Origin of the sequence: Mesomycoplasma ovipneumoniae, assembly GCF_024758565.1 — a bacterium.
GTDB lineage: Bacteria > Bacillota_I > Bacilli_A > Mycoplasmatales > Metamycoplasmataceae > Mesomycoplasma > Mesomycoplasma ovipneumoniae_B.
In genome coordinates, this window is the sequence record NZ_CP079199.1 from 1051078 (window position 1) to 1064366 (window position 13289).

Here is a 13289-nt window from a genome sequence, read left to right on the forward strand (position 1 = left end):
TTCCTTATTTTAACTTTGTTCTGTAGTTTCTGGTGTTGAATCGGTTGTAGTTTGACTCGCGCTAACTTGTTTAATTACAGTGATATTGAATCTTTTTGAATAACGATATTTTTCTTGTTTTTGTTGTTCGGTTGGTGGGGCAGTTGGGGCTTCGGCGGGCGCTGGAGCTGCCGGAGTTGGAGCTGGGGAAACTGCTGGCTCAGCTGCTGGTGCAGGCGCTGGGGGAGTTGGAGCGGGAGATGAGGCTGGAGCAGGGGCAGGGCTTTCCGAAGCTAAAACTTGTTTTGCTTCAACAGTTTCAGATTCGCTTGATTCACTTGGTTGTTGAGTAGTTTGACTTTGATCTGAAGCCGTTCCATTATTTTGTTGTTGTTGATCGGTTTGTCCTTGATCTGAAGTGCTTCCACTATCACTTTGTTCTTGATCAGTTTTTGGTTGTTCTGAACTTTCTTCGTCTTTTTTCACTTCTTGATCAGTTATTTCATCGGCAGTAAGTTGATCTAGATAAGATTCTGGAATTCCTACTTGAATTGTGATAAGTTTTTTATTTGGATCCTTTAAAATATCATCCTTAATTTCGATGTTAATTTTTAATTTAGGACTATCTTTTTCTGTTGAAGTAAATAAACTAGTAAAACTTTTGTTAATAATTTGGCTAATTTCGGCACCAAATTTTGGTAATTTTTGTGTAAGTTCGTCTTGTTCTTGTTCAGTTTGAGGAGTGGTTTGAGCTTCGGTCTCACCTTCAGATGGCTGAACTTCTTGAGTTTTCTCACCTTCGGCTTCTTGAGTTTCTTCTTGAACTTGTTGTCCGGCTTCAGCTTGTTCAGTTTGTTGAGTTTCTTGACCTTCTTGAGCTTGCTGTTCACCTTGAGTTTGCTCAGCATCACTAAAAAGTTTTGCAAGTACTTTTGGTTCAATATTTTGTGAAGAAAGAATAGAAACTAAAGATGCTTGAACCGTAGCACTTTCGCTTGACCCGCTTGTAGTTGTGCTATTTCCGCTAGTTAATTTATTAAAATCTTCCTCACTCAAGTGAATTGTTTGGTAAGAAACGGGAATTGCATCGATTATTTGGTCGAGTTTTTTAGTAATTTCGTTAATTTTTGCAGTTTTTTCATCAATTGTTTTGAGTATTAGTGTGGTTTTTGGACTTTCAAAAAGTGGAGCAGTAATTGTTCCAAATTCATCCTTTATTCCTAATTTATAATAATAGTTAATAGCTTTATAATTTTTTGAAATATCTTCACTTTGACCAGAAGAAGGGTTTTGTTTTTTAATTTCCTCAAGATCGCTCAGTGAAATTTCATCATTTGGTTCAAAAATAATTTCTGAATCTAGAAGAGCAATTTCTGACCAATTTTGATAATTATTTAGAAGACCTGCTTTGAAATAAAAGGCACTAATTACATCTGCTAATGTTTCAAAATTAGCGATATTTTCGTCAATTTTTTCAAATTTTGCAATTTCATCACTTTTTTGGTCAAAAAGGTTTAGGCTTGTTAATGATTCAAGAATTTTATCATCATTTTTTAAAGTTGAAATTTTACTTTTAACATCTTTAGTTAAAAATAATGTTGATAAAAATCCTGAATTTTCAAGGTTGCTATATTGATTGTTAAAGCTGAATTTCTTAAAATTACTTGAATTAAGTTTAACTTGTCTTGCACTTTCAAAAATTTTATTTCAATCAAAATTATAATCTCTATCAAGATCAACAAAATTAAAAATTAAACCTGATATTTTTAAAAAATCAACAAATGCTCGAACTACAAGTCTAGGATTTTGTTTTGCTAAAAATGAATAAAAAGCACCAGTTTCATTAGGATTTTGCAAAAACTGAGTTGAATCTAATGAAATTGTACCGGTTTTTTGCGCATGTAGTGAATTATCAGCCTTAAAACTATTTGCATAGTCAAATGGGAAAATTAGTGTTCCAGTTCAAGCTTTGATTAAACTTTCGTGATTTGAATAATTATAATTATAACCACTTATACTTTGAAGATGACGACTTAATTTTTCAAAATCATTATCTTGAATTAGTTGATCAATTTCTTTTTTACTATAAGGATTGTTAGAATCTAGTAAAAAGTATTTGTATTTTGGTTGTTTTTTGGTCTGAGTATTGCCTTCGGCTTGGGTAGCAGATTCGGTTTGGGAAGTTGTGTCAGTTGCTGCAGGTTGGGTTGATGTTGTTGTAGTTTGGTCGGTTGTTGTAGATTCGGTGGAAACAGCATCTTGCACAACAATTTGTTCTGGCTCTGATTCTTCGGTTTTTTGACTATTTTCGGTTTCAGCAAGCTCTTGTTTATCCTTAGCAGCATCATCTTTTTTGAACATTTTTAAATCAAAATTTTGATTTAAAAAAAGAAAATAACGCCCATCGTCAATTTTTTGGTCGTTATTTTCATCAATAATGCTAAAGTTTTCTAGGTTAAGAACACCTAATTTTTCTTCAACTATTTCTGATGATTCATTACCATAAAATTTCTCAGAAATTTGAATTTTATAAGGTAATTTTAAGTCAAATTTATTGTCATTTTTAGAAATTTCAACATTAAAAGGATCAAAAACTAAATTAACACCTTGATTAGGTAATTTATTTGATGAATTTTTTAATCCTATATTCAAAGGTTTTTCTAAAACTTGATTGATTATTTGAACGATTTCTTTATTAATTTTTTCGTTTTTTATGTCAAAGTTTGATAAGGTGAATGTTGTCTGTAGTCAATTTAGAAAATCTAGAACACTAATATTGACTAATTTTTTCGATTCAATATTTGATAACTCGATACTTTCTATTAAAGATTTTGAAGTTGTAAATAATGATTTTCCTTCATTATCAACAATTCTAACTGGTTCAATTCAACTTTTAACTTCAGGAAAATCAAGTAGTTTTTGAGCTTCTAAACTAAATTCAGCTTTTAAAAATAAATTTAAAAAACCACTACCATCAACAAAGGCATATTCATTTGTTAACTGATTTTTTTCAAACGAAAAATTAAAGATTTTATTATTAGAATCAGGAATTAAATTTTCCTCACTATTATATAGATCAAATAAAATATGCTCGATTTGTGGTAATAATTTGCTTATTTTATTTTCAAGCTCCTTTGAAGTACGAGCTAAATTGAAAAAACTTGATATATCCTCAGCTCGACTTAGAAAAATGTTGTCCTTTAAAGTCGTTTGGGTATTTTCCAAATCAGCTGAGAATTGTTTGGTTGAGTTTTTATCTTTTAGACTAGAAAATTTAGTCTGAAAAAGTTTGATAATTTTTTGTAATTTAGAGCTAAAATTTGAACGTAAAAACTGTGATTTTTGCAAAAAACTAATTTCCTGAGAATAAATATCTGAGTATACAAAACTTTGGTCAGGCAACTTTTGTTTAACTTGATATTTAATTTCAAAACTTCGACTATTATCATTTGCTGTAATATCAACAAATTTTAAGTGTGGTTTCTGAAGATCAACTTCATCAGTAAGATCAATTTTCTGGTTTAGATCATTTATTTTTTGAAAAACATCAACAAGACGACTAAGATCAAGGTCATTTTGTTTGTTCCCATTTTCATCAAAAATTATGTTTTTTATACTATAATAATCATCATTAGCAGATAAATCACCTAATTTAAATGAGACTAAGTTAATTTTTTTGGCAAAATTTTGAACATTTTCTCGCGGATTACCCGAATAAGAAATCCGAGTAGTTAAAACAGCGGTAGCTGTGAAAACCCCAATTCCAAAAAGACTAACTGCTATTCCCGTTTTTGACAAAATATTTTTTCTCAAAACATTAAATAGTGATTTTTGTTTAGGTTTACTCATAATCATATAATTATACCCCAAAGTAAAATTAAATCTATATTAATTTAAAAAATTAAGCCCAATTTTTGCATTAAAATCATGATGCAAAAATTGCTGACCATAAATTTTCTAATTTTTTCCCGAGTTTCACGATTTGATGAGCTAATCTTAAAAAATGTCTTGTTTTTCGCTTTTGTTAACTTTTTGGCAAAAGTTAATTACCTATTATAAAACAATGGCAAAAATCAATTTATGATAAAACAACAAAAATCATAGAAAATATAACTACTATTTAAACTCAATGCAAAAAGAAAACTCATTTTTATTTACATTGAACCTAAAAAAATATATGAAGTTTTGAAAGAACAATAAAAAAGCCTTAAATTTATAGATTTCTAAACGGTTAAATTTAAGGCATTCCCATCATATATAAAAATATGACGGAAAAGTCGCATTTTCTAATTTTTTTATGACAAAAACATAATCAAGCCCCACTTAATTCAATATCAAAATTTATTAATTTATTCCTAAGTGAGTGTTATTGTAACATAATTTTATTTTAGACCAAGCATTTTTTTTTTTTTTTTTCACAAAGGGTTAATTTTAAAATAATAAAAATTAAGATTTTAGCCTTAAAAACCCGTATTTACAGGCATTTTTGTGCATTTGTATTCGCTAAAAAGTGAATTTTTGCCATCAAACTGCCAAACTCAGGAGTTTTTATATCAGTTAAATTATTTATTCAGACCTGAAAAAATAAATTGGCAGAAAAAATTCAAGCAACTTTTGCAAATAAACAAAATTTTTCTAACAAAATATTTATTTTTGAATAAACAAAAATAAAAAATCTAAAATTTTAAAAAAAAGAATTTAAAATGTTTAGTATCGAAATTTTTCATCATCGAAAAGATCAGCATACATTTTCTTATCATCGCGAGATTTCTCGCTGTACTCACTGCGAAAATCTGTTTTTTCAATCTCTTTAAAATAGTTATTTTTTTTTCAATAATTTAAAGAAAAATCAAAATGCTCTTCTAAAATCAATTTCTTTTCTTGTTGGGTATATAAATCCGAATTCTCTATAAAATCATCAAAATACTTAAATTCACGAGTTGTTTCTTCTTGAAATTTTTTAATTGCATCACGATATAAAATTAGTTCTTCCATAGAAGATTCAATTACATTTTTATTTAAATAATTTGATTTTGATGGAGAAGAAAAAACAAACTGCGGATCTTGGTTATTTCGCAAAAAAATATCTTGTTCAAGTTTGACTAATTTTTCCTTAAAATAATATTTTAGAATTTCGTATTTACCTTGATAAATATCATCATATAAATTTGAATGGCCAACTCAGTAATAAATTTTTTGCCCGTCAACATATAGTAAAATGAAATTTTTTAGCGAAATTGGTGAAATTCATCCAGTGTTGGTGCTATAAGCAGAACGATAATAGGGTTTAAATCAAAAAACTGGTTTTTTTGAGTCAAATTGTGCAATTATTTCATCAAAAAGCCCATATTCTTGCCCACCAAAGTAAAAAATTTGGAAATTTTCTAGTTTAAGTTTGGCTCAACTTGGCAAAATAAAATAATCAGGTTCAGCAAGATTGACATTCTCAGTGTCCATATGATATCTAGGACCAAATAAAATTTGCAACAAATAGATAAATTCAATTTTATTTGTTCATTTATTCAAATTATCATAATAAAATTGGCCTAATTTATCAAAAAGGTTGATGCAAAATTTTCGATATTCAAGACCGAATTTATCAAATCAACTAAGAATAAATTTATCCCGGTTTTCAAAATTTAGATCAAGTCTTTTAATCCCGTATTTTTCAAATTTTTTAAGCAAATTTTCATAAGTTTCAAAAGTAAATACATTTTGAATTGGTTCAATTTGGGTTTTTTCACTAAAATTATAATTCTCTTTTAGCAACAAATTGTAGATATTTTCTACGTTTTGTCCTAAATATGGTTTGTTTATATCTACAAATTTTGAATTATATTCGTATCTTTTTGATAAAAAATCAAAGATTTTTTCCCGATAATTTCATAAATTTTTTGGCTTTGCATAAGGGACACATTCTTTGATTTCCTTAATTATCAGATTTTCAATTTTTTTTAGTTCATCTTTTGATTTGAACATTTTTTGAAAAACTGCAGGAAAGGAAATTGAAAATTCACATTTTTCTGTATCACCAAAATTTTCAAAAGCAACGATTACCGATCTAAAGCCTTTAGTGTCATAGGGCGAGTCCGAAAAATAGGGTTTTCATTTATACTCATCACTTAGATTTTCTTTTTTTCGACAATAATCTTCATCACCTCATCTACGGGATAAACACCTAATTTCATCATAAAAATCAAAGTCATGCAGTTTTTTCAAAAAAAAGACTGTTTTTGGAATATCTTCTAGTCTTAAATTATAAACATAATCATCACGTTTGTAATCTAAGCCAATAATAGTTTCAATTGGATTGTGTACTACCGAGCAAAAATCCATGACATAGACTCATAAAAAGTCTGGAATTGCTTCATATTTTTCATAGGGATCGCAGGGTAAATCATTATCGGAAAATATGTCATTAACTGAGCAATAAGTTTTAAAATCAATTTCTAAATATTTTAGTTCTTTTAATTGTTTTCTTGATTTAGACATCAAATCTAATTGGTTTTTCATATAAAAATCCACCTTTTCAACATTTAACATTTTTATTATTAGTATACTGATTTATAAAAAAGAAGGTTTTTCAACACATGCTTGATTTTGAAATTCTCTAAATTCAACAACATCAGCTTTAAATTTTAGTTTTGGTACACCTTTTTCAAAATAGAGCTAAACTTTTTTGTTAACAAATTTAAGTAAATAACTATTTAAAATTAACTGACCATATTGATTAATTTGAATTTCAATATCATCTGATTAGGAGGGGGCTGAATTAGCGCTTGCTTTGTTTAGATATGTTTGGGCTTTTTTAATATTTGAATTAATAACAAGCGAATTTTCTTGGTTTTTGGTTGAAAAAATTTGGACTAATTCATCAAAATTTAGCGATTTTTTTGAATTTAATAAATCTAAATCACGGGTTGTGAGTTTAAAATCTGAATAGGTTTTTGTATTTCGAAAATGTCAAAGCGGACTAAAAACACTTAGACTTAATAATGAAAAAGTAATAATATTAACAATAAACTTAAAAAGTTTCAGTTTTTTATTCATGTTTTCTCCCTTTTTATATACTATATTCAAATTCTTTACTCGTTAAAATTATAGCATAGATTAAATTTTTTTAGGGAAAATTTCATTTAAAATTTAAGTCTTAAAAAAATTGATAGAAAAATTCAGGCAACTTTTGCTAATAAACAAAATTTTTCTAACAAAATATTTAATTTTGAATAGAAAAAATAAAAAAACAAGTTAAGAATTTTAAAAATAAACTTAAATCTTTTGTCTTTAAATTTATTAATTAACAAAAAGATCTACTATTCCCCTTCTATCTCAATAAATTTTTTGCTTTTATAACCGCGAAAATCTACTCTTGCAATTTCATCATAATATTTAGTTCTATCATCATTATCTCAAGAAAAGGGAGCGTGTTCTTCTAAAATTAATTCTTTTTCTTGTTGGCTATATAAATTAGTATTTTCTAGAAAGTCTCTAAAATACTCAAATTCATGGTCTGTTTCTTTTAGAAATTTATTCAAGGCATCCCGATATAAAATTAATTCTTCCGTAGATGATCCAATCACATTTTTAGATAAATTATTTACCCTTGGTAATCTAGAAACAAAGAAGGCCGGATCATTGCCATCACGCAGAAAAATATCTTGTTCAAGTTTGACCAATTTTTGCTTAAAATAATATTTTAAAATTTCGTATTTACCTTGATAAATATCATCATATAAATTTGAATGACCAAATCAGTAATAAATTTTTTTACCATCGACATACAGTAAAATAAAATTTTTTAATGCAATTGGCAAAATCCATGCTTCGCCTGATCCATAGGCGGGATAGTAATATGGTTTGACTCAAAAAACTGGTTTTTTTGAGTCGAATTGGGAAATTATTTCATCAAAAAGTCCATATTCTTGTCCACCAAAGTAAAAAATTTCAAAATTTTCTAATTTTAATTTTGCCCAACTTGGTAGAATTAAATAATCAGGTTCATCGAGGTAAAAATATTGACGTTCAACTTCATATTTAGGACCAAATAAAATTTGCAACAAATAGATTAATTCGATTTTATTTGTCCAATTATTTGCAATATCATAATAAGTTTGGCCGTCTTTACCAAAAAGTTCGATGCAATATTTTCGATATTCCGGACCGAATTTATCAAATCAACTAAGAATAAATTTATCGCGATTTTCAATGTTTAAATTAAGCTTTTTAATCCCGTATTTTTCAAATTTTTTAAGCAAATTTTCATAAGTTTCAAAAGTAAATACATTTTGAATTGGTTCAATTTGGGTTTTTTTGTCAAGATTATAATTCTCTTTTAATAACAAATTGTAGATATTTTCTACATTTTGTCCTAAATATGCTTTATTTATATCAACAAACTCTGAATTATATTCATATCTATTTGATAAAAAATCGAAGATTTTTTCGTGGTAATTTGCTAAATTTTTTGCCTTTGCATAAGGAACGCTTTCCTGAATTTCCTTAATAATTAAAGTTTCAATTTCACTTAATTCGGTCTTTGATTTAAATATTTTTGAAAACACAGCCGGATAAGAAATTGAAAATTCGCATTTTTCAATATTATCGAAGTTTTCAAAGACAACAACAACTTTTTTAAAACCTTTACCATCGTATAAACCATACGAAGGAGAGAGTTTAGAGATAGAATCAACATTTTCTTTTCCGTTTTTTTCACAATATTCATCGTCATCTCAGTCGCCAATTAGACACCTAATATCATTATAAAAATGGAAATCCTTGATTTTTTTGGAAAAAAACGCACTTTTTGGGATATCTTCTAGTGTTAAATTATAAACATAATCTTCTTGTTTATAATTTAAACTAATAATTCTTTCAATTGGATTAGGATTGAAGACGTCATAATAAAGGTAATTGTATAAAAAATTTGGAAATGGATAATTATTATAATAACAATCAGACGTTAAATCAATATCATCCTCAGCCATATTACTAATTGAACAACGACTTTTAATATTTATTTCTATATATTTTAGTTTAATTAACTGTTTTTTAGCCTTCGATAATGAATTTATCAGGTTTTCCATATAAAAAATGCACCTTTTCAATATTTAACATTTTTTCTCTTGGTATAAATTCCGACTCTATACCCTTTTCCTCATCCCCTATCATTCTTAATCTCCTTACATGATAACTGGGGAAATATATTTTTATGTATGATGGTATATTTTTATCTTTACTTTTATCAATATCAAACTCATTTTTAGGGTCGATTCAATCAATAGAATCATGAGCAAGTCCGCTTCCGGTAACAAAAGGACCTTTAGTAAAACCAGGATCCTTATTTAAATTATTATTTCATGATGCTAGCCATCATTTTCCTACAATCAAATTTGCTGTATCTCTTGTTTTTTGAGCCAAAGTTCACATAACTGGCTCATTAAAAGAATAAAAATCAATAGGGGACTTTAGTTTGTTGTCCATATTTTTACGGTCTTTTTCTTTTACATTTATTTTATCTTTTACTGAACTAGGCAGGAAAATATCAATAATAATTTGAGTAAATTTTGATTGGACTAGCAAACTTCCAACCGCTCAAAATCAGGGACATTTTTGCTAATAAACAAAATTTTTCTATCAAAATTGCTATTTTAAAATAAATAAGAATGTAAAAAAACAAGTTAAAAATTTTAAAAATAAAGTTAAATCTTTTGTCATTAAATTTATTAATTAACAAAAAGATCTACTATTCCCCTTCTATCTCAATAAATTTTTTGCTTTTATAACCACGAAAATCTACTCTTGCAATTTCATCATAATATTCAGTTCAATCATCAGAATCTCAAGAAAAGAGAAGGTGTTGTTGTAAAATTAATTCTTTTTCTTGCTGGCTATATAAATTAGTATTTTCTAGAAAGTCTGTAAAATACTCAAATTCATGGTCTGTTTCTTTTATAAATTTATTCAAGGCATCCCGATATAAAATTAATTCTTCCATAGATGATCCAATCACATTTTTAGTTAAATTATTTTGCCTTGGTGATCTAGAAACAAAGAACGCCGGATCCTTGCCATCACGCAAAAAAATATCTTGTTCAAGTTTGACTAATTTTTGTTTGAAATAATATTTTAAAATTTCATATTTACCTTGATAAATATTTTCATATAAATTCGAATGGCCAAATCAGTAGTAAATTTTTTGCCCGTCAATATACAGTAAAATGAAATTTTTTAATGCAATTGGCAAAATTCACGCATCGCCAGCTCCATAGGCGGAGTAGTAATATGGTTTAAATCAAAAAACTGGCTTTTTTGAGTCAAATTGTGAAATTATTTCATCAAAAAGTCCATATTCTTGCCCACCAAAGTAAAAAATTTCGAAATTTTCAAGTTTTAATTTTGCTCAGCTTGGCAGAATAAGATAATCAGGTTCAGTAGGATAATAAAAATCTCAATCTTCAACTCAATATTTAGGACCAAATAAAATTTGCAACAAATAGATTAATTCGATTTTATTTGTCCAATTATTCGCATGATCATAATAAGTTTGGCCAACTTTACCAAAAAGTTCGATGCAATATTTTCGATATTCTGGACCAAATTTATCAAATCAACTAAGAATAAATTTATCGCGATTTTCAATGTTTAAATTAAGCTTTTTAATCCCGTATTTTTCAAATTTTTTAAGCAAATTTTCATAAGTTTCAAAAGTAAATACATTTTGAATTGGTTGGATTCGGGTTTTTTCCTCAAGATTATAATTCTCTTTTAATAACAAATTGTAGATATTTTCTACATTTTGTCCTAAATATGCTTTATTTATGTCTGCAAACTCTGAATTATATTCATATCTATTTGATAAAAAATCAAAAATTTTTTCGTGGTAATTTGTTAAATTTTTTGGGTTTGCATAAGGAACACTTTCCTGAATTTCCTTAATAATTAAATCTTCAATTTCTCTTAATTCGGTTTTTGATTTAAATATTTTTGAAAATACAACCGGATAAGAAATTGAAAATTCGCATTTTTCAATATCATCAAAGTTTTCAAAGACAACAACAACCTCTTCAAAACCTTTACCGTCGTGTAAACCATACGAAGGATAAAGTTCAGAGATAAGATCAAGATTTTCTTTTCCATTTTTAACACAATATTCATTGTTTGATCAACCGCCAATTAAACACCTAATATCATTATAAAAAGCAAATTTATTGAGTTTTTTGGAAAAAAATGCACTTTTTGGGATATCTTCTAATTTTAAATTATAAACATAATCTTCTTGTTTATAATTTAAACTAATAATTCTTTCAATTTGATTAGGATTGAAGCCATTGTAAAGGTAATTGATTAAAAAAATTGGAAATGCAAAATCATCATCATATTTACAATCAAGCGTTAAATTAACATCGTCCTCAATCATGTTTCTAATCGAACAACGACTTTTAATATTAATTTCTATATATTTTAGTTTAATTAATTGTTTTTTTGCCTTGGTTACTAAATCTAATTGCTTCTCCATATAAAAAATGCACCTTTTCAACATTTAACATTTTTTCTCTTCGTATAAATTCCTTCTTTTCGAATTTTCCCTTTATCATTCTTGCTCTCCTTACATGATAACTGGGAAAATATATTTTTATGTATGATGGTATATTTTTATTTTCGTTTACATTTTCATTTTCATTTTCATTTTTACTTGGATCAACAATATCAAACGCATTTTTAGGGTTAGTTCAATCAATAGCATCACTAGCTAGACCTTCTCCAACAACAAAGTGATCTTTAGTAAAACCGATATCTTTATTTAAATTATTAGTTGGATCTCATGACCATCTATTTCTCACTATCAAATTTGCTGTATATTTTGTTTTTTCAGCCAAATTTTTCATAACTGATTGATTATATGAATAAAAATCAATAGGTGAATTTAGTTTCTTATCCATATTTTTACGGTCATAAACATTTTTATTATTTTTTACTGAACTAGGTAGCAAGTTATTAATAATAATTTTGGTTAATTCTGATTGGGCTAGCAAACTTCCAACCGCTAAAAGTCAGGCTGCAGGTTCTGGAATTGCTTGTTTACTAATAACAAAATGAGGTTCTAACTTTTCATTGTGAAAATTAAAAAATCATGCAGGATGGATTCCAGTGTACTGTCTTAATTTTTCCTTATCTTTTGCTTTTACAATAGAAAGTTCTAAAGTCGCTGTATTTGCTATTTCTTTAATACTAGGCTCACCTTTTGCTTTTGGCAATTTATCTAAGTCAACCACAATTGAGCTTTCAGTTCTTCAAGTAATAGGGTTATTATCAACTGGTACAGAAACAGGGGTATAATTATCTGAGGAATAGTAACTTTCACGGGTCCCAAATCATCTACCTACATCATCAACAACCTTTGGAAAAGTTTCGACAGCTACTGCAGCGGCTGTTGAAACTGCTACTGCGGCAATGGCAGCTGCGACAGCATTTGAAATAAATGGAATAAAAGGCAAAAGGAAAAAGAAGGTTTTTTCAACCCGAGTTTGTTTTTGAAGTTCTCTAAAGTCAAAAACATAACCTTCTAATTTTAGTTTTGGTACACCTTCTTCAAAATAGAGTTCAGCTTTTTTGTTAACGAATTCAAGTGAAGCACTATTTAAAATTACCTCGCCTTCTTGATTAATTTGAATTTCGATATCATCTAGATTAGGAGAGTCTGAATTAGTACTTGTTTTGTTTAGATGTGTTTTGGCTTTTTTAATATTTGCGTTGATGACAAGCGAATTTTGTTGGTTTTTGGTTGAAACAATTTGGACAAAATCATCAAAATTTACCGGTTTTTTTGAATTTGATAAATCTATATCACGAGTTTCAAGTTTGAAATCTGAATAGCTTCTTGTATTTTGAAAATGTCAAAGCGGCCCAAAAACACTTAGGGTTAATGATGAAAAAGCAATAATATTACTGATAAACTTAAAAAGTTTTAGTTTTTTCTTCATTTTTTCTCCATATTTTTATATTCTTAACATTAAATTATAACATATATTTAATAATTTTTCTGAAAATTTCATTTAAAAAGAATAAATTAATACAAATTAGCACGGTAATTTTAGACCCCTCCAAGAAGGTGTGACAAAATGAAACAATATAAGTTACAGTTCAAGACAAATTTAAGAACATTAAAATTGGCAAATCTAAAGGTTAAAAATTGCAATTTTGCATTTTCAGGAAGAATTTAGAAAAATTTATAAAAAAGAAAAATGCAAAATTGACACAAAAAGTCAATTTTGCATGTATATTAAATAATTTAATAAGAAATTGGCGAAAAA

The 13289-nt window shown here is 27.4% G+C and carries 7 protein-coding genes; all 7 read right to left on the reverse strand.

Going from position 1 to position 13289, the window contains the following annotated elements; all coding sequences use genetic code 4:
* Positions 1–9: 9 nt before the first annotated feature.
* On the reverse strand, positions 10–3828 hold the full coding sequence (locus KW512_RS03815) for a P97 family adhesin (RefSeq protein ID WP_258841470.1): 3819 nt from the start codon (positions 3826–3828) through the stop codon (positions 10–12).
* Between the two features lie 858 nt (positions 3829–4686).
* Entirely contained in the window at positions 4687–6492 is a 1806-nt protein-coding gene (locus KW512_RS03820; RefSeq protein ID WP_258841471.1) for a hypothetical protein, read from the reverse strand.
* A 243-nt stretch (positions 6493–6735) separates the two neighbouring features.
* Positions 6736–7029: a hypothetical protein gene (locus tag KW512_RS03825; RefSeq protein ID WP_258841472.1), complete on the reverse strand. Its 294-nt coding sequence runs from the start codon at positions 7027–7029 to the stop codon at positions 6736–6738.
* Positions 7030–7292: 263 nt separating this feature from the next.
* Positions 7293–9062, reverse strand: coding sequence for a hypothetical protein (locus KW512_RS03830; RefSeq protein ID WP_258841473.1), 1770 nt, complete (start codon positions 9060–9062; stop codon positions 7293–7295).
* On the reverse strand, positions 9028–9558 hold the full coding sequence (locus KW512_RS03835) for a hypothetical protein (protein WP_258841474.1): 531 nt from the start codon (positions 9556–9558) through the stop codon (positions 9028–9030). The genes KW512_RS03830 and KW512_RS03835 overlap by 35 nt, the downstream gene beginning before the upstream one ends.
* 163 nt (positions 9559–9721) lie before the next feature.
* Entirely contained in the window at positions 9722–11494 is a 1773-nt protein-coding gene (locus KW512_RS03840; protein WP_258841475.1) for a hypothetical protein, read from the reverse strand.
* On the reverse strand, positions 11445–12959 hold the full coding sequence (locus KW512_RS03845) for a hypothetical protein (protein WP_258841476.1): 1515 nt from the start codon (positions 12957–12959) through the stop codon (positions 11445–11447). The genes KW512_RS03840 and KW512_RS03845 overlap by 50 nt, the downstream gene beginning before the upstream one ends.
* Positions 12960–13289: the final 330 nt, after the last annotated feature.